This window comes from Butyricimonas faecalis (genome assembly GCF_003991565.1).
In the GTDB taxonomy this organism is placed as follows: Bacteria; Bacteroidota; Bacteroidia; order Bacteroidales; family Marinifilaceae; genus Butyricimonas; species Butyricimonas faecalis.
Genome location: NZ_CP032819.1, coordinates 3358495 through 3378995, shown reverse-complemented (window position 1 = coordinate 3378995; position 20501 = coordinate 3358495). Strand labels below are relative to the sequence as shown.

Here is a 20501-nt window from a genome sequence, read left to right as displayed (position 1 = left end):
CGGTTTCATTATTATATTTTTTATTTTTGCAAAGATTTGATCACGTGTAAAATTATACTTGCATGAAAAAAATAAATTTAAAGGCATTATACCCTCACCTTATCGCAATTATTACTTTTATCATTATTGCTTATTTATATTTCTTACCTACTTTAGAAGGAAAAATCGTCCACCAATCCGACATTTCATCTTGGAGAGGCGCAGCAAATGAAATTATTGATTACAGAGAAAAAAACGGAGAAGAACCATTGTGGACCAACGCCATGTTCAGCGGGATGCCTACAACAATGATTTCTACTCTTTATTCAGGTAACTATCTAGAGAATATTTATAAACAACTTTTCATAGGTAAGGCTCCGGCTAACTTCATTGTTATCGCTATGGTTAGCTTTTATTTTTTATTACTTGCCTTTGGAGTAAATTATTGGTTGGCAGCAATCGGTGCATTGGCGTTCGGTTTTTGTTCTTACAATTTTCAAATTATACAAGTCGGGCACAACGCCAAAATGGTAGCCATTGCATTTATGCCCGCGGTACTCGCTTCACTTGTCTACTCTTTTCGAAAGAACCGATGGTTGGGTGCCGTGCTGTTTGGTATTACGCTTTCCTTCGAGATTATGGCCAACCATCCACAAATCACTTTCTACTTGGCATTCATTACCATATTCTACGGTGTCGCTCAATTATACTCCGCTATAAAAGAAAAAGCCCTACCCAATTTCTTAAAAACCATTGCTCTATTAATTGTCGCTGCTGGACTTGCCGGGGCAACCAACGTGAACCATTTGTGGCCGACGTGGGAATACGGGAAATATACCATGCGAGGCGGTTCGGAATTAACTTTAAATCAAAAGAATCAAACCAAGGGAGGCTTGGATAAAGAATATGCAACAGCATGGAGTTACGGAATTGACGAATCCCTAAATCTGTTGATCCCGAACTTCAAAGGAGGAGCCTCTGCCGGGGCACTAAGCAAAAATTCGGAAACCTACAAATTCTTAAAGAGTGCTGGAGCCCCAAACGCAGATCAAATGATCAAGCAAATGCCTTTATATTGGGGACCTCAGGCATTCACCGCCGGACCGATGTACATGGGTGCTATCGCTATCTTCTTATTCGTATTAGGACTAGTCTTAATCAAAGGCCCCATGAAATGGTGGATCGTGGGAATATCCTTGTTGGCCCTGCTCTTGGGTTGGGGACGCAATTTCATGGCATTATCCAGCTTTTTCTATGACTACGTTCCTTTGTACAACAAATTCAGAGTTCCTTCGATGATGTTGGTTGTACTACAGGTAACTATCCCGTTATTAGGCATATACACGCTAAACAAAATTCTCAACGGTTGTTTTGAACGCCAAGTCCTTGTTAAGGCGTTAAAGATATCCCTTGGCATCACAGCCGGAATCTGTGCTTTATTTGCTTTGATCCCCGGACTCGCCGGAAATTTCTCAGCCCCCATTGATGCGCAAGCCGAGTGGTTACAACAATATCTACCCGCGGATCGGGAATCTTTACTCCGTACCGATGCCTTCCGCTCATTAGCATTTATATTATTGGCAGGAGCCGTTATTTGGGCGTGGATAATCCAGAAATTAAAAGTTACCCAAGTTGCCATGATCATGGGATTACTGATTCTTGCAGATATGTGGACCGTGGACAAACGTTACTTGAACAATGACCATTTCGTCACACAACGAGAATTCAATAGCCAGTATAAACTACGCCCGGCAGATAATGCTATTTTAACCGATAAAGATCCTAACTATCGGGTATTGGATTTATCCGTAGACGTATTTAACGATTCTCACACCAGTTACTTCCACAAAACCATCGGAGGTTATAGTGCCGCAAAACTACAACGCTACCAAGACATGATCGATTACTTCATCATCCCCGAAATACAAAACCTGGGAAACGCTTTGAAGCAATCACCGACACTTTCAACTATCGAGGGAAGCCTTTCTCAGCAAAAAGCACTCAACATGTTGAATGCAAAATACATCATCATTGATCCGAACTCTGCGCCGATCAATAACCGTTTCGCGTATGGGAACGCATGGTTCGTCAAAGATTATGAATTAGTTGACACTCCAGATGATGAAATTATTACATTGAAACAAATAGACCCGAAAGAATCTGCTGTTATCAACAAAGAATTCCAATCTATTATTCAGGACAAAGGTTTCAATTTCGATGAAAACGCCTCGATTCAACTGACATCTTACGCACCGAACAAATTGGAGTATAAAACCTCCGCTGCCGATGAACAACTAGCCGTTTTCAGTGAAGTGTACTACCCGAAAGGATGGAATGTATACGTGGATGGTAAACCGGGTGAATTATTCCGGGCTGATTACATTTTGCGGGCCATGATTGTCCCTGCTGGTGAACACGTGATCACATTCGAGTATAAACCACAATCCTATTTCATGGGAGCCAAAATATCAGCAATAAGTTCTGGCATATTATTACTTGCATTATTAGGATGTATTGCATATTATATGATTCGTAATTATAAGAAAAAAGATTAACTACTAATAAAATAACGACAAACGGATAACCCGTTTGCCGTTATTTTCGTATCTATAGATGGCATGAAAATTGCTGATTATTACGAAAAAATAAATTTTTATGAGAAAATATTATTGGATTCTTCTATTTGCTGTGGGATTATCTTCTTGCACAAAAGTCAGTAAATTAAGTGATACAGCGGAAATTGTATCCTTCACGATATTGGATCAAACCGAAGGGATTATATTAAACAAAGATGACATCACTATCACTAACAATGTAGTTACAATCCCCTTAGACTATGGACGAAAACTATTTCCCCTTACCATAAAAGCGGATATTAAATTCTCGTCAACCACCGATGATGCCATTAGCGTAAATGAAGAACCCTTAAATTTAAAAGAGATCACATTCAAAGACGTGTATACGCCACAAACATTTTATCTCATCTCAGAAAGTAGAGTCCCTTCATTAGGAAAAATCATGTTGAAAGATAAAGCAAATGCGGAAATCACCAATTTCAATGTCACGAATCACACTGAAGAAGAAGTTAGTGTTACCATTCGCAATAATAACATCCGCATCAACTTCAAACAAGATTTCAGTTGGCCCGTAACTATTGAAGCCGACATACGTAATAACGGGAAAATAAAAGCCGGATCTGCAGAATCTCCCTTTACTTTCTCGGGACCAAAAGACATAAAACAAATCACGTTAATTGCAGATGACAATCAAGACGAACGGGTTTGGAATATACAGGTTGTTCCGACAATAGAAAATTCTAACTTTGAATCATGGGTCAATATTGGAACTTCTAAAGTAAACATAGATCCGACTCCAGGTAAAGGCCTCGGGTGGGCTACAGCGAATAACACTTTTGTCCAAGGAACAACTCCGGTACCTTATCAAAAAGGGTATGCCGCTCAAATCCAAACAGGAATTCAGAACTTAACCGGTTTGGGAATTGGTGAATTGATAACAGCCGGAACAATTTTCACGGGATATTTCCAAATAAAAATCTCTGCTTTAAGCAATCCCCCGTTAATGACCTATTTCGGGATTCCATTCATTACACGTCCTCAATCCATCTCATTCGATGCGAAATATGTGGCTGGAGCAAAATTCCAACAATCAGAAAGAAAGGATGAAAAATCTCCTTACATAATAAAAGATATTCCGGGAGTTGACCAAGGGCGTGTTTGGGTTGAATTACTCCGTTGGGAAGGCGATGGGGAACTAGAGTATCATGGAGATCATGCCGAGCCGGTAGAAGGCCTTAAAGTCTTGGGTAAGGGAGAAATGATCTTTGACGGGGCCAACACTGCACTCCAAAACTGGAAAAACCATACAATTCCTATTAACTACGACAACAGGTATAAAGATTTGGAACCGACACATATATCTATCGTAATGACATCCAGTAGGCAAGGAGACCTGTTCATTGGAGCTAAAGGAAGTACTTTAACCGTCGATAACGTTGTTGTAAACTATTAACCCGAGAAGAAAATGAAACTAATATACCTTTTACTTGTACTGTTATTTTGTACTTTAAACATTGTCGCGAAAGAGAGGAATCAATCCCAACCAATCATGACTCAAACGGATAGTATCTCTGATGACCGGGTAGAATATCGATTTGCTCTCGGGGTTCAATTGGGAACAGACATTGGTGGAGCCATTCCTTTCCCATTCAGCAATGTGCCAGATGTATTTAATCCTTATCCCAAACTTTCACCCTCAATAGGGGCAAAGCTAACTTTTCCCGTGACAAAAAAATGGACACTTGGGGCTGAAGTCACATACAAGAAGGTCGCCATTGATGCCGATGCACGTATCGATAATCAACGCTTCCATGACGATAAAAACAATATTGTATCTCGTTTCTGCGGATCTGCCGAAATGTCGATGGATTTTACGATGTTGGAAATTCCTCTTTATTTCAAGTACACATTCAAAAATCAAAAAGACCGTATTCTAGCAGGTCTTTACGGGGCATGGATTATCAATGCTAAATTTCGCAATACTGTAACTAAAGGTTATATGATGACGGATGATAAAGTATACAATGGTTCTATCGATCCGGGTAACCCTCTCTACATCAACTTCAGTAATCTATTAGACAGTTGGGATATGGGCTTTATTGCTGGATACGAACGTCAACTATTCCCACGCATCGAGTTAGGCCTACGATTTAGTTGCGGATTCAAAGATATATTCAAACCTAGTAATCAGTATTTTGACTATAAAATGTTACACATGAGAGGCAGTTTGGTTTTAAGTTATAACCTATTTGACATCAAACCTCCCAAACTGAACCCTTTCAGATAAAATAAAAAACGATCAATTAGCTTTGATCGTTTTTTTATCTCAAATTATTTCCAGCAAAATTAGGTAATTATATACCACTTCACAACGAAATATAAAGTAAACTTTTCCCAGATAATACACGTTTATCTTTCGCAGCATATTCGATGTTCTCAGGGATTAAAGACGTATCAAAGACGAATCAAAGACGTTACAAAGACGTTCACGAACGTCTCTGATACGCCTCCGTGGCGAAATTAATTGGCGCTTGTCTTAGAAGTTAATCCCTTATCCATTTGATCACGAATGGTAAATATACCTTCTTGCATGCAGGAGTTAACAGCTCACAACAAAATCGTATTAACTACTTAAAATTATTGCATCAACTCTTCCGTCACATCCACCAACTTGTACAATTTATCAGACCTACGTAATTTCGTCTCGCACGGCATGGAAAAAATAGCACCTTTATCCACTTTTTCAACAGGTTCCAATTCTAATCTCAACTCAGGGACAATCATTTGTACAACACCCGTATTCGGCCCGACAATCAGTACTTCCTCTCCTACTTTCAAATCATAGGATTCCAACTTAAATTCCCCGACTTGTAACTTTCCAAAATAGTTCGTCACTTTACCGATGCATATCTTCTTCTTCGTGGCCTTAGATCCGTACACCTCACTCCACTCACCCAAACGTTGTCCTAAATAGTAGCCATTCCAGAACCCCCGGTTAAACACGGTTGACAGCCGTTCTTTCCACTTCGCAATCTTCTCGGCCCCGTAGCTCCCGTCCAGATAAGCATTCAACGCCTCGTCATAACACTCGCAAACCGTCTTCACATACTCTGCCGGACGAGCACGTCCTTCAATCTTGAAAACCCGCACTCCGGCATCAATCATTTTATTAATAAACCCGATCGTACACAAATCTTTAGGTGACATGATATATTTTCCGTCAACCTCCAATTCTATATCACTCTCGGTATCCTTCACCGTATAGGAACGCCGACATATCTGGTAGCAAGCCCCCGATTTGCCGACGCATTCATCTCATGAAGACTCAAATAACATTTACCCGAAACCGCCATACACAACGCCCCGTGAGAAAACATCTCGATCTGAATCAATTCACCCTTGGGACCACGCAAATCATTTTCAACAATTTGTCGATGAATCGTCATCACCTGATCCATATCCAATTCCCGTGCCAGTACCACTACATCCGCAAATTGGGCATAGAACTTCACCGCCTCATAATTGGTAATATTACATTGCGTGCTGATGTGCACTTCCACCCCTATCGACCGGGCATACAAAATAGCAGCAATATCCGAAGCTATAATTGCCGACACCCCGGCATCCTTGGCACACTCGATCACCTGGTGCATCTTCTCCAGCTCGTTATTATATATAATCGTATTCACCGTGAGATAAGTCTTCACCCCTCGGGCATTACAACGTTCCACGATATTCCTCAAATCATCCAATGTAAAATTAGCCGATGAACGGGAACGCATATTCAATCCTTCCACGCCAAAATAAACAGAATTCGCTCCTGCCTGCAAAGCCGCCTCCAGAGATTCATAAGAACCCACGGGAGCCATCACTTCAAAATCTTTCCTTTTCATATCGTTTCTTTAAGCAGACAAAAGTAACTCCCTTAATTGAAAATTAAAAATTTAAAAGCCACTCTTAACATTACACGTTAAACTTTCATTAAATCTTTATTTTCATTGCAAAAACAAAAAAATCCCTCTATATTAGCTTTGATAAAAAGAACTATTTATCACACTAAGAAACACACCATGACATTAAAAGCATTCTATCCTAAATTAAAATCTCTCGCCAAATTACAAACCGGGTTGGTGAGCCTTTTCCTTATTTTTAGCACACACACGGCAATTAGCCAAATTCAAGATAAACAAAACGTTCAAGATTCCACGGGAGACAACCAAGTCCATTTTCTTGTCCAAGAGATGCCCGTATTCCCCGGTAATTTAAATACATGGATATACAACAACATACGTTATCCGGAAGCTGCCAAGGAGAAAAAACTCGAAGGGAAAGTATATGTCCGGTTTATTATTGAAAAAGATGGAAGCATCAGCAATGTCAAAATTATTCGAGGAGTTTCACCCGAATTGGACAACGAGGCAAAAACAGTTATTGCCTCCATGCCTAAATGGGAACCGGGAAAACAAAACGGTTCTCCCGTACGTGTTTCATACACGGTACCCGTTTATTTCGCTCTAAGAAGCACCTCTCCCAGCATTGAAAGAAGAACTTTTGACAAGTACTTAAAAGTATTAAAAGCAGAAGAAGAAAAGCTAAAACACGGACTTGACACAGTTCCTCAAGCCTCTTTCGACATGTATCGTCTCTATCTGAAAAAACGTTACGGATCCGACAAAGCCGTTTATAAAGGAATCGTCACTTCCGCCCGGGAACAGCAACAATCCTCAGAAATCATGTTAAGCATCGTCATGCCCACCATGGCCCTTCCCGTCGCCGACAAAAATAAAATACTACAATTTTATAAAGAAGAATGGGACGAACAAATCCGGCTTATAGATAGCCTACCAACAGAAGATTTCACTTCGGAGTATGTACGGATCACCCCTCGTTTTAGGGCAAACACGACCCTACGAGAAATCAAAATTCGGAACTATCTGGGAGAAAAGAAATTCAAAAGATACGTTGAAGATTGTATTTTCAATCCCGGTAAACTCATTCGGACCATTATTGCCAACCCGTTTGTCGGAAAATGGGAAAAAGTAACGGAAAACGGAGTTGAAACCAAACAACTCTTACAAAAAGAATATTTCGACGATTACACGTTCAGTTGTTCTAACGGGGTCAATGGAACCTATAAAATCGCCCATGGACAATTTTTATCGGAATACGCTCCTTCTGTGAAAATAAAAGACATCGTGGAATCTTCCGCTCATTACCAATACGACGTAAATAACCGGATTCTTGTCCTCTCGGGCGAAGTAAAATTTAAATTAGCCGATGGGACCCACAAAAACGTCCAAATCAAGGAAACGTGGCGCAGGATAGAGTAAAAATAAAGTTTTTTTTATACCTTTGTTTGATTCATTATGCGATATTAAATCAAATAAAAATTATATGAACGAGGAAGTACAATTTTATCTCGATGAAGCAAAAGAGAGAATGGAAGCTGCTCTGAATCATTTAGAATCAGAACTTGGTAAAATCAGAGCGGGAAGAGCCAACCCCAAAATCTTACAAGACGTGCTGGTTGACTATTATGGTAGTCCTACCCCGTTATCACAAGTAGCTAATATTTCGACCCCAGATCCGAGAACAATCGCTGTTCAACCTTGGGAAAAGAGTATGATCTCTCCCATCGAAAGAGCGATCATGAACGCCAATCTCGGCTTGAACCCGGATAACAATGGAGAAATTATTCGTATAAATATCCCGCCTCTGACAGAAGAGCGTAGACGAGATCTTGTAAAACAAAGCAAAGGCGAGATGGAAACAGCAAAAGTAAGTATTCGTAATGCCCGCCGGGATGTCATTGAACAAGTGAAGAAAATGGTAAAAGACGGACTTCCGGAAGATATGTCTAAGGATGCGGAAGCTATCGCTCAAAAAATGACCGACGAATACGGCAAAAAAGCGGATGAATACTTTGCCAAGAAAGAAAAAGACATCATGACAATCTAAAAAAATCCCGGTTAAACCGGGATTTTTTTTATCTTTTTCAAGTCTTCCGGGGTGTCAATCCCTATCGATTCATGATTCGTGATGCTAATAGCAATCGTGTAACCGTTCTCCAACCACCGTAATTGTTCCAAAGACTCTGCCTGTTCCAAAATACCTTGAGGAATAGAAGTCACCGCTTTCAAAATTTCCGGACGATAAGCATACATGCCCACGTGTTTATAAAACGGAGTTTTAGCCAACCAATTTTCACGCTCCACCCCCCTGCAATAAGGAATCGGATTCCGGCTAAAATAAAGGGCCGTATGATTAGTAGAAAACACGACCTTTACTTTATTCGGATCAAATATTTCATCATTTTTCTCAAAAGGTTTGGCCAACGTGGCAATCTGCACGGCCGGCTCCTCAAAGCGCACAATCAAAGATTCAATCTGTTCCGGGATAATAAAAGGTTCATCCCCTTGCACGTTCACCACTACGTCAAAGTCACGATGCAACATCTCCTTTACTTTCGTGTATGCCTCGTAACACCGGTCCGTACCACTCCGATGCGACTCGGATGTCATTACCGCACGTCCGCCAAAAGCAAGCACGGTATCATATATACGCTCATCATCTGTCGCCACGTACACGTGGGCAGAAACTGCTGCAGCCTTCTCGTACACGTGTTGAACCATAGGTTTTCCGGCAATATCCACCAACGGTTTCCCCGGGAAACGAGTGGAAGCGTAACGGGCCGGAATCAATATCAATGAATTCTCTTCTATCGCCATGTTATTTCAATCTGTCTTTATTCTCTTCTTCTGAATGTAAACGCCGTAAATGATCTGAATTAGCCAGTATCTTCAATTTCAAATTTTGCGGGTAATTCGAATGCTTCTCCAAGAAAGAATTCACCATCGTGTATACATTCTTACTCGTATGTCCGGCCAACCCGGCACTTAGCCAAGAACCCGGGAAGAAAATATCCCCCGTTTGTTGAATCTCTTGCAACGCTCCAAGCATTTTCGGTACATACTCCTCTGCCTCCATCCTTCTCCGCGGATGATTCAACCACCGCAAACACTCTTCCACCCACACCTCATTCACACGGTTTTCTTTTACAAGTAAAGCATTAAACACACTATCACGCACCTGCTTATCACCCGACAAAGATGGATACACATATTCAAAACGATCCAATAAATCCTTATTCTTAACCGTTCTCATGATGTATGCCTTCGTGTCTTCATAAATACTCGTATCCCGCAACACCAGATTAAACGCAATACTAATCTTATCTTGTTCATTGATCGTCACGTCTTCCGGCAAATTTTGTTCTTCTTTCAACACGCTCAACAAATAAGAGCAACTCTTCGGTGAAGAACAAATCGACAATAACGTGTTAAAATATGATTTCTTATTCTTTCCCTCAGCCTTATTATTCACCATATTAATGCAAAAACGTTCCAAATCGTCCTGTATTAACTGTCGGCTTCCCTCATCTAGGTAAGTTGAATAAACGATTCTTAGAAAACTCAATGTCCGGTTCACAACCAGGTTATTCTTCTCTTGCGGTAAATGTTTGATACATAACTTTAGAAAAAACTCCCCTTTCACTTTTTTATGCAAAACCCCTTCATAAAGAGCTTGCCAAGCAACCGCTCTGTAAAGCGGATCGTTCAGATTTTCCAGTCCATCATCCAAAAAACGAATAGAAAAATCCGTGGGCAAGAAACAACCGTACCCCATGACATCCCCATCCGGTAACACAACAGAAGCCCCATACCTGAAAGGCGTCAGCGAATCACGCAACGGAATTAACGTTCTCTTCAATCCCATGTAATCCCAGACAACTGATATAGCTTGAGGCCAAACCCGACTCTTCCCACTCTCATCCGTCATCACGATTCCATCCTTTTGAAATTCGATCACGGGAGCACCGCTCTCTTTTATCCAGATCTCGTTCCAAGCCTGTAAATCCTGTCCTGTTGTACTTTCCAACAACTTGATCAACTCATCCCAATCCGCGTTAGAATAAGACCATCGACGCAAATACCTTTGCAATCCGATCTGTAAACGGCGTTCGGAAATCTCCCGTTCCAACATACGCATCACGATCGGGGCCTTATGATAAATAATATCCCCGTACAAAGTTCCCGCATCTTTCAGATTATTCAACTCCTGCAATATCGGGTGAGCCCCTTTCGTCCGATCCGTCCTCAATGCCGGCTCGTAATGATTCAAAAAGAAATTCAGATGATGATTCACATCCGGATATAACTGGGTCATAATCTTGTCTGACATGAAACCGGCAAATACCTCTTTCAACCACACATCATTAAACCACCTCATCGTGACATAATCGCCAAACCACATATGGGCCGTTTCGTGAGCGATCACATCGCTACGCTTCATCCATGCCGCCAAGTCTGCATTCCGGTCCAAAAACATAGTTGAGGCCCGGTAATACACGGCTCCCGGATGCTCCATCCCTCCATACTGAAAATCAGGAATAGCAACGACATTATATACATCAAACGGGTAACGTATCCCCGTGTAGTTTTCCATCCAATCCAATGCATGACTTACTTCTTTAGCAATAACCGGGATACTGGCATTAATTTTCGAAGTATCCGTTTCCCGGTGATAAATACCGATCCAACGTCCTCCCACGTAACGTTCCAAGTACGAGAACCTCCCCACGGTAAAAGCAAACAAGTAAGTACTCAATGGTTTCGTTTCCTCGAATTCATACAACTTATAGTTACTAAAATACTCCGTGCGAATCGGTTCCCCGTTTGCCACCGCTCTCCACCGGGAAGGTATTTTCAACGTCAATTTAAACCTTGCCTTTATATCCGGCTGATCAAAACAAGGCATCAACGTGCGACACCGATCCGGAACCAGCAACGTGTATAACATATCATCACTTCGATTCAAAGAAGACTCGCCCGCCTTAAACTGAATGACCAATTCGTTCCGTCCCTTTTTCAAGTGTTCCGGTTGAATAATAATATGTTCATTCTTAAATACGTATGGGATTCTTTTCCCATCCGAAGATGTAACGGAAAGAATATTCTCTTTGGCTTCTTTAAAGTCTAAAATGACCGGCACCAAATCAAACAATTCAAAAAAGATCGTTGATTCAGCCATAATAGCCTCACTCCTTTCCGTTGGGATAGAGAAATACAATTTATAGGTTACTCCGCCTATATTCGCTTTACGTTCTTTGGCCAACTCCAAAGAAACCCCATCTTCTACCTTATCCTGTTCCTTTTTACAAGAAACCAACCCCAGTAGCAATGAAATCACTACAAATACACGACACACCACGTTTTTATTATTTTTGTTGAACTTCTCGTTGAATATGACACTCGCCATTAAAAATCGCTCCAGCCTCGATTGCAATATAAGAAGCCTTGATCGTCCCCGTGAAAATCGCTTTTGACCTCAAGGAAACAGTTCCCGTCGACTCGATATCTCCTTCCATGGTTCCTAAAATATCAACACTCGAAGAATTAACATCTCCTTTCACTTTAGCCATTTGTCCGATAATCAAACGTCCCTTCGTGGAAATATTTCCTTTAAGTTCCCCATCAATACGAATGTCATTTGAAGCATGAAGATCTCCGGTAATCTGTGTCCCTTCACTGAGTAGATTTAGCGCTATTTGCTGTTGTACTTCTTTTCCCATGATTTATCGTTTACTTTATTTTCGTACCAAACGTAATCGTTTCATATCATACTTCACAGCTCTCACAAGTAATTTCCCGGTCTGCACATCCCCTTTCAAAACGGCATTTTCTTCTATAATCAAGAAACAGGTCTCCACGTTCCCCTCCACCAATCCCTCTATCTCTAATTCCCCGCAAGAAATATTCCCCGTTACCACTGCTCCCGACTTCACTTCCACCTTTCCTTTGGCGATAATATTACCTGAAATTTTGCCAAACAAACACAAGTCCCCGGGTAGATTAATATCTCCCATCACCTCGGAATCTTCCAAAACAACCGTCTGCTTCACTTCCGCATAGTCCGGACTCACACTTTTTCTCATTTAGCATCCATAATAAACGACCAAATATACAACAAGTAATTTAAAATTGGAAATCCCGACCAAGGTTTAATTCACGGTAACATCTCCATGTATTATCAATTTAATCACAGGCAGATGAGGATCATTACAGTACAATTTAATCGTTTTATACTGCCTGCCATACCTTCCCATTGGTCTAAAAACAATTTTTAAAATAACGGAATCATTAATCCCTACAATTCGATTCCCTATTATTGCAGCAGTACATGTACAGTCGGACTCGACTTTTCGTATAATCAAATTTCTTTTACCTTTATTTGTAATTTTAACAGGAATGGTTACTTTTACAGTAATTGTTCCAAAAGAAAATGTATCTTTTTCAACATCTATCGTGGGTACTGACAATAATTCTTTTGAAGTTAAAGAATCAAAGTTTTCAAGTACCTCAGCCCGCATTTCTATCGGTTTCATGTATACCTCTCCATCTATTTCCAAGAAAATCCCTTTTGAATAATCTCCAATTAAAGATGTATCACGTGGCATAAAGGTAAAGCGAAGAGTATCACATGCCAATGCAGACAGGACAACCTCTTTACTTGCACAATTAAGCGAATCACTCCCGAATTTGACCACACGTAATTCCGGTAAGCAAGTAAAAATTTTCATCGAAATGTCTTTATGTGTCGGATTATATACTCTTACAATATTTTCATAGTCTTTTCCTATACAAACCTCTCCCCATTCTATCTTATTAACCTCAAAAAGCAACTTTCCTATCATTGTTTTACAATTATTACACGAATTTATATCTCTATTACACGAACATAATATAATTAAGCATATCAATAGTAATTTTACTTTCATTATTTCCAGTATTACTTCCTACAAACAAAATAGAAGGCCATCTTTTACAGACAGCCTTCAAATCACGATTCAATAATGATCACTGGTAGTATCTCTAATAAGAACGGTAACATATCTATTACCCTCTATATACCACAACCCATAATTACCTGTCTTTAATCTTGCATTATCACGCTCCCACCCTCGAATAATAAAGTCATAAAGATTGTCCGATACCTTTACTTGTGCTCCATTTTTCATATTCCATACAAACTGGTTATTCAAAATAGTATGATGCCGTTCCATTCGAGTCAAAGCGCGCACCCACGTATCAACATGCTTTCTCATCGTATCATGGTGATTCAAATTTCCTTGAATATCTAAAAAAACAGAATCTTTATAAGAAATTTCCTCGCCCATATAGGTTTTAATCTTGTCTGATTGACAAGAATATATTACCATAAATAAACATATATTTAAAATCCATCGGTTCATAAAATCTTGTTTTTATAATTTATTGATAATACCTGTAATTCATAATGGAGACAAGAGGCAAGCCATTTCGACCTTTTACTTTATCCCACACCTCGTCCGCACGAACCTCTGTATCAGATCCGGCAATTTCATTATACACACAATCAATACGAGACGAATAGAAACAAGCATTATCACAATTGTAACTCCAACGTCCGAAAGAACTTGTAGCCCCGTAAAACAAATTGGGCCTAAAAAGAGAGTAATCATCCAAGTTATTTATATAATAATATAAAGATCTTCCTGGTCTAGCATATGAATGTAGTTGCTTTAATATATTTATATTATATCGATGTTGCCCACCAATTAAATATTGTCCAACCCTTGATTGTCCAAACCCTTCTTCAACTTTTATTGGCATAATATAATAGTCATTCCCCTGAATTTCGAGTTTATAATCGCCAGAATTCAACTTTTCATTCTGCCTACTCCACCATCCAGTAACATACTCAAAAATATTTTCCGAGATATTCAACTCGTCTCCATTTTTTATGTTCCAAACCAAAGCCCCATCTTTCAGTTTCAAATGAGCTTTCATTCTTTCAAAAGCACGAAGATAAGTATCCACATTTCCCCAAATCACTTCCGGATAAATCAAATCTCCCTCAAACCCTAAAAAAACAGAATCTATATACATCTCAGTAATATTATTCTCATTCAAGAAATCTTCTTGAATATTCTCGCTACATCCACCTAATAACATAGTGAACGCCACAAAACTAATCCATGTTAAATCACATAACCACCCTTTCATAACGATACGTTTTAATAAATAAACTCACAATATCGTATTAAAGATACAATTATTTATTGTGATAAAAACACAAAATCAAATTATTTTGCAATATTTTTGCATTCAATCAAAATCACATATTATACTTTAAAATTTTTTCATGATTATTATTTACTTCATTTTCGTACGGTCTCCTTCTGTCTCTATAATAATCAATCAAACACATCACAAGTAATTTAAAATTGGAAATCCCGACCAAGTATTAATGACGCAAAAACAAAAAGGACTGCCCAAAATAAATGAGCAGTCCTCTCTTTTAAATATAAACGCAAATAATCAAATTTATTTTTTCCGCTTCAAAAATACCATTACTATAATCAATATCACACCCACCAATAACAATGCAATAAAGAGAGTCTTCCGGCTTTCCCCAGAATCTTGCTGTATCTGATTAGCCCGATTTAATTCCTCTTTCTTCAATACCACTCCATTCTGGGCATGTTCCACTTGTACCTCCCGAACAACATCTATATTTTTACGATAAGCCTCAACATGATTTTTATCTGCATGTGAAGCAACAAAATCCTGTAATTTCTGGTTATCACAAACAAATCCGGTACAAGCCGGGCGATATTCTTCCAGTAAACGGGTATGTAAGTTTGCAACACCGGCTAACTGCTCTTCCGTTGCCGGCCAGTAGCCTTTACGTGCCGTTTCAAGCATCACCGCCGTAATCTCTTCTAAAGCAGCAGGACTTTCCTGTTTGAAAAATTCATGAATACCCAACTTCAAATTATCTTTCACATACACGTCATACACCCGATCCCAAAAATCCTTTCCTATAACTGACGGTTTCATGACATTCCAACCGTAACTATTCCGAATGGTTTCAGCAAAAATAGAAGAAGACGATGCCCCTCCTTTCATTTTTTCCCGAATAAAAGCCGGGTTAAAAATTGTTGTACGTCCCTCCACTCCGATAGCTTCTTTCAACTCCTGCATTCTCACATGATTACGATTCCTATAGTCACTCAGATAAGTCTCCGGTTCCTTACCTGTCACTTCCCGCACGGCTAAATTCAATCCTCCCATAAACTCATATACATGGTCCAGACTTAAAGCACCCCATGTATTACTTTGCCGGGGTTGAATGACCACATCCGCATCGTGGAGAGCGACCTCAAAAGCATCCCGGCTATATTTCCCCCACGCCTTGCTATCGCCATACATCATTCCCATATTACTCAAATACCGGTCTGCAATCTCCGACTCCCGTTCCCAAGCATCTCCTTTTTCCACCAATCCCGTAATCCCTGTACCATACCCAGCACCACCAAACACCCTCACCATGGACAATTCCCGTGCTTCTTTCGGAGAAAAACCTTTATCTACCAATAACTTCTCTGCCTCCATCGTACCGGAAACAACATAGTTCCCACACGTATCATTTTTAGACTGCGCCGCCAACGCTACCGCTTTCGTGAGCAACTCCAACCGTGATGCGGCAACATCCCGTAACTGTCCGGATGTCTGCACGACAATATCAATTCTCGGACGCCCCAATTCGGCTGACGGAATTAACCGCAAGTCTGTCACCCGGTTCATCCCGTCACGTACGGGAGCGACCCCTAGCATATACATTGCCTGCGCTAAAGTTGCCCCCTCCGTTTCTATAAACTCTCCTGCCCAGAAAGTGTAACTTACCTTACGAGGATAAGTTCCATGCTTTTTACGATATTGATCAATAGTTGCCTGGGCCAAAGCTTTCCCCTCGTCCCAAGCCCTCACTCCCGGAGTTGACTCTGCATTAATAGCAAACAAATTGCGTCCAGTAGGCAACGTATTGGGGTTACGCACAGCGTCTCCTCCCGGAGAAGGAATCACAAAACCGCCATTCAATGCATTCAGTAAAGACTGCATCTCCTGTTCGGGTGACTCACTTAAACACTGGGCATAAGCCTGCACGTGCCCGGCAACCTGCTGTATCTCACTCACCGCTTTGGCAAATTCTTTATCTTCTTGCGGCACTTCCGGCAATACAGGCTTCTTTCCCTCCCGCTCCGCTTTCTTACGGGCCTCGATGCGTTTCTTTACCCAATCGGGCATCTTACCGATCTTGGGAATCCCGGCAGGCATTTTCATTCCACCATCACTTTTTTTCACTCCCTCCGATATATTATTACCCGCATCAGAAGCCATTGCCATCATTTCACTCATCGACAATTGTTTCGGGTTAAGAGCCATTTCTGTCGCACGGGCACGCATCACATCCGCCTGACTCACGCCCAATTGCTCCAAGGTCAATTCTTTCCCCGAACGCAACAACTCTTCAACCTGTTTCCGAGCGTTAGCCACGTAATGACGATTCACATACACATTATCAGAAAACTGCTCGGAAGTAATCCGTCCTTTTTGCTTGTCAAGACGGGCAAAACTATAAGCTAACGGCTCTGCACACATGGCAATAACCGTAGAGCGAATATCTTCTCCAGTAAAAGGCTGTCCTAAAGTATACAACCGTCCCGTCATTTTTTCATTGGCAATCTCTTCCGCAAAACTCTCTATTTTCCGGATTTCTTTCTCCGTACAAGGCTTTGTAGCCACGCTATCCATTTGTAAATCATGATGCAGGCCAAGACTTAACACCTTACTTTTAATCCGTTTTGCCCACATCGGCTGTTCCTTCTCCCCCGTACGATCATAATCTGCAATCAACCGGAACAACTCTTCATACTGTCCCCGAGTCTGACTCTCCATAAAAGGAGGAGTCAAGTACGACACCAATGATGCATACGTCCGACGTTTAGCGACGATACCTTCTCCCACGTTAGCAATCGTGTAATAATAAAAATGAGGAACAGTCCCTATTAATCGGTCCGGCCAATCCCCTGATGACAAAGCCACTTGTTTTCCGGGAGTAAATTCCAAACTTCCATGCGTACCAAAATGAATTAAAGCATCAGCCCGAAAACCCTTCTGAATCCACAAATAGGGTGCAATATAAGCATGGGGAGGAGCCACTTCTGCCCCGTGTAAAATCTGAAATTCATTATCTCCGGCCGCCGCAACAGGTTGTGGCATTAACACTACATTTCCAAAACGCAAACAAGAAAATGCCAAAGCCGGTTCGCCATTTTTTACCCCACTCATGTATTCTCCAGGTGCCTCTCCATATTGTTTCACGACTTCCGCATATTTCTCCGGGGTAAGAACCTCTTGGGCCCATCGCTCATAATCGGTTTTATTAATCCATTCCGGATGGGCTGTTGCCATAAATTCCGCCATTTTTCCTTTGGCATAACTTCCAAAAACACTTCCTTCACGTTGGAGTAAAGCCTCAAATTCTTTTTCCGTTTCCGGAATATTCTCCACGGTATAACCTTCCGCTTTCAACCGTTTCAAAAAAGCATAAAGTGATGGAGCAACTTCAAGCCCGGCAGCAGTCAACGCACTTTGTCCAGCTCCTTTCAAGTAGACAATTGCCAACCGTTTATCCTTATTCTCTTTACGTTGAAGTTGTATTTGATTATAAATACCGTCAACCAAATTCTTTACCCGATCCGTCACAGGAACGAATTGATAATACCCGTTCTTATCAGCATCCTGCACGGAAAGCACTTGCGAACGAGTACCCCCGTCAATTTCCGGCAATACCACGCTAGCCGACAGATACCCCCCAACCAATCCTCGCGGATCATTTTCCCATTCATCTCGTTCCTGCAAAAGAGTTAGCGGACAAAACAACGGAATATTACGTTCCCGTAACCACTCCACGCTTTTATCACTTCCCAAACGCCCCATCGGCAGATAAATCACGGCATCGGGAGAAACTTCCTGCAACATCTGTAAACGTTTTCCTGCCGCGTAAACGGGATACACGTTAAAACCAGCACGTTCCAAACTGACAACTAATGTATCCACATTTGCCCGGTTCCCGCTTAAAGGAGAAGTCATCCCGGAAACAATAGCTATGGAAGGAGCCCCCTCCTTATAAAAACCATTTTTGCGATAATAGCTGTTGTACCCGTCCAAATCTGTAAAATAGTTATCATCTCCCAAATGCCAATAAAAATTAGAAGGCAAATGTTGCGGATCAGCCGGAACTGTTGCAAAAAGCTTATGCTTATCGAGTTCTGCACGGCAGAAATAAAGCAGATTACGGTAATTCGTCTTATTACCATTTCCGTAATAATCTCCAATGCGTTCCTGCTGAAGACTATCCACATTATGATTCGTAATTACCCCAGAAGAAAATATCAAGGTGTACACCGCAGTCCCTTTCGCCCCGGCTGTCTGAATTGCCGCGGCTTGTTCTCCATTTAAACGTAATCCGGGACCAAAAAATAAAACAACATCATAATTTTTCAACTTACTTGCATCCTCCGGTTTCAATGCATCTACCTGTATCATCCGACTGTCATTCGCCAAAGCGATACTAGATGCCTGATAAGCAGGAAAATTAATTAATGCAACCCGAGTCGGGGCAAAGTAACGGGAATAAAGCCCCCAGATACAGCAAAGCAGGATAACCACCAATCCCACCTTTAACAATATCTTTCTACGCGTACGGACAAAAGATTTCAATCCCATAACATCAGATTTTAATAAACCAAATTACCCCGGAGCCTAAACTCCGGGGGTAACAAACACTATTATTTACATCCTGTCATTTTGCAGGATAGACATATTCAAATTCTATATTTCCCTTTTCATTCGTACCCTTATAGGTCTTCATTATAATCTTTGCCCAATGTTTTCCATCTGCCGTTTGAATAGCAAAAACGTTATTATTATAATACCATTTCATTTCTGCAGGAGCATTAAACCATGCCCACGTTGGTTGTCCTTTACATTGGAATGCAGGATTTCCACTCTTCTCCTCAAAACTTCCCATCCCGGCCATCATGTTAACCAACTTATCTATTGTATAACCAGATGTCGGTACATTTGGCACATCATCAAAACTCGTCTTATTCATATCCAAAGCACCACCTTGACCTTTACCGGAGGTTCCGCTATTCGTACGAATATAATAACGTTGAAATGCAATATCCCAATCTAAGCTAGTTGCTGCTTGTTCCTCTGTCAAGTCAACAAAGTCCCCTTTAGCAAAAGAAAAATACTTCCATGGATCTGTTGCATTTGAAGAAGCGACATAAACCACTTTGTTCGTAACAGGTGTTTCCGGTTCTTCCGGTTGCTCTCCTCCCTGTTCTATGTCGGCATCAGCCTCTCCATCATACATATAACGGAATGTAATGTGACCAGAATTTCCTAGTTTATCTTTGTAAGTATCGAAAATCACTTTTGCACAATTCTTTCCATCAGCAGAACGGAAAACAAAAACATTGTGATTATAATACCAAGTAGACTCCATATATTTATACCAAGCCCAACTATTGGAACCTTCACATTGTATTCCCGGATTATAAGAATCTTTCGTAAAATTTCCCATCGTAGTCATGATCCTCAAAGAATCATCTACTACAAACTCGGCATTCACATCCCCAGTAACAGCAGCAAAAGTTGTCTCTCCAGAATCAAGCACTCCACCCTTTCCTTTTCCGGAAGTCCCACTATTGGTTTTCACATAGTAACGATTGAAAGCAACATCCCACTCCAAACTTGTCGTGGCCTGTTCTGCTGTCAATTCGACAAAATTTCCTTTTTTGAAAGAAAAATATTTCCAACCGCTATTATAATCTGCCGATTCAAAAGTACGAGTACGGATAGAATCATCTACCTCCGGGCCATCACTGTCACCATCATCATCTGTACAAGCCATAAAATTAAACGAAAATGCCAAACAAGCCAATAGCATGAGGCATGATTTTAAATTAAACTTTTTCATCCTATATCAATA

The 20501-nt window shown here is 40.8% G+C and carries 14 protein-coding genes and 1 pseudogene; 5 read left to right on the top strand and 10 right to left on the bottom strand.

The features are described 5' to 3' along the window. Window positions 1-62: 62 nt before the first annotated feature. The 3 genes from D8S85_RS14355 (at window position 63) to D8S85_RS14345 (ending at window position 4842) form a co-directional block, all read left to right on the top strand. Window positions 63-2534, top strand: coding sequence for a YfhO family protein (locus D8S85_RS14355; protein WP_106481280.1), 2472 nt, complete (start codon window positions 63-65; stop codon window positions 2532-2534). Window positions 2535-2634: 100 nt separating this feature from the next. Then, the gene (locus tag D8S85_RS14350) at window positions 2635-4008 is read left to right on the top strand and encodes a PCMD domain-containing protein (protein ID WP_127075302.1); all 1374 of its coding nucleotides are present in this window, start codon (window positions 2635-2637) and stop codon (window positions 4006-4008) included. 12 nt (window positions 4009-4020) lie between these two features. Beyond that, a complete protein-coding gene (locus D8S85_RS14345) occupies window positions 4021-4842 on the top strand; it encodes an outer membrane beta-barrel protein (protein WP_106481278.1) in 822 nt (273 codons plus the stop codon). Between the two features lie 350 nt (window positions 4843-5192). On the opposite strand, the pseudogene D8S85_RS14340 reads toward D8S85_RS14345, so the two are convergent. Beyond that, window positions 5193-6448, bottom strand: a pseudogene (locus D8S85_RS14340) (peptidase U32 family protein). Window positions 6449-6625: 177 nt separating this feature from the next. Between D8S85_RS14340 and D8S85_RS14335 the strand changes: the two are divergent. Continuing rightward, window positions 6626-7885 carry an energy transducer TonB gene (locus tag D8S85_RS14335; RefSeq protein WP_106481276.1) on the top strand — a complete coding sequence of 420 codons (1260 nt, stop codon included), beginning with the start codon at window positions 6626-6628 and terminating at the stop codon, window positions 7883-7885. A gap of 64 nt (window positions 7886-7949) precedes the next feature. Next, window positions 7950-8513 (top strand): ribosome recycling factor, encoded by a 564-nt coding sequence (gene frr / locus D8S85_RS14330; protein ID WP_106481275.1) that lies wholly within the window; start codon window positions 7950-7952, stop codon window positions 8511-8513. An 11-nt stretch (window positions 8514-8524) separates the two neighbouring features. Here frr and kdsB read toward each other — a convergent pair whose 3' ends face one another. The 9 genes from kdsB to D8S85_RS21945 form a co-directional block, all read right to left on the bottom strand. After that, window positions 8525-9283 carry a 3-deoxy-manno-octulosonate cytidylyltransferase gene (gene kdsB / locus D8S85_RS14325; protein ID WP_106481274.1) on the bottom strand — a complete coding sequence of 253 codons (759 nt, stop codon included), beginning with the start codon at window positions 9281-9283 and terminating at the stop codon, window positions 8525-8527. A gap of 1 nt (window position 9284) precedes the next feature. Next, window positions 9285-11873, bottom strand: coding sequence for a M1 family metallopeptidase (locus D8S85_RS14320; RefSeq protein ID WP_106481273.1), 2589 nt, complete (start codon window positions 11871-11873; stop codon window positions 9285-9287). Next, window positions 11833-12186 carry a bactofilin family protein gene (locus D8S85_RS14315; RefSeq protein WP_106481272.1) on the bottom strand — a complete coding sequence of 118 codons (354 nt, stop codon included), beginning with the start codon at window positions 12184-12186 and terminating at the stop codon, window positions 11833-11835. The genes D8S85_RS14320 and D8S85_RS14315 overlap by 41 nt, the downstream gene beginning before the upstream one ends. Window positions 12187-12201: 15 nt before the next feature. Continuing rightward, window positions 12202-12549 carry a bactofilin family protein gene (locus tag D8S85_RS14310; protein WP_106481271.1) on the bottom strand — a complete coding sequence of 116 codons (348 nt, stop codon included), beginning with the start codon at window positions 12547-12549 and terminating at the stop codon, window positions 12202-12204. Window positions 12550-12615: 66 nt separating this feature from the next. Further along, window positions 12616-13308 carry a DUF1573 domain-containing protein gene (locus tag D8S85_RS14305; protein ID WP_158641603.1) on the bottom strand — a complete coding sequence of 231 codons (693 nt, stop codon included), beginning with the start codon at window positions 13306-13308 and terminating at the stop codon, window positions 12616-12618. Between the two features lie 153 nt (window positions 13309-13461). Further along, the gene (locus D8S85_RS14300) at window positions 13462-13866 is read right to left on the bottom strand and encodes a hypothetical protein (RefSeq protein ID WP_127075300.1); all 405 of its coding nucleotides are present in this window, start codon (window positions 13864-13866) and stop codon (window positions 13462-13464) included. A gap of 19 nt (window positions 13867-13885) precedes the next feature. Beyond that, the gene (locus D8S85_RS14295) at window positions 13886-14659 is read right to left on the bottom strand and encodes a hypothetical protein (protein WP_127075298.1); all 774 of its coding nucleotides are present in this window, start codon (window positions 14657-14659) and stop codon (window positions 13886-13888) included. A 321-nt stretch (window positions 14660-14980) separates the two neighbouring features. Then, window positions 14981-19228, bottom strand: coding sequence for a cobaltochelatase subunit CobN (locus D8S85_RS14290; protein WP_106481266.1), 4248 nt, complete (start codon window positions 19226-19228; stop codon window positions 14981-14983). Between the two features lie 76 nt (window positions 19229-19304). Continuing rightward, entirely contained in the window at window positions 19305-20489 is a 1185-nt protein-coding gene (locus tag D8S85_RS21945; protein WP_106481265.1) for an HmuY family protein, read from the bottom strand. Window positions 20490-20501: the final 12 nt, after the last annotated feature.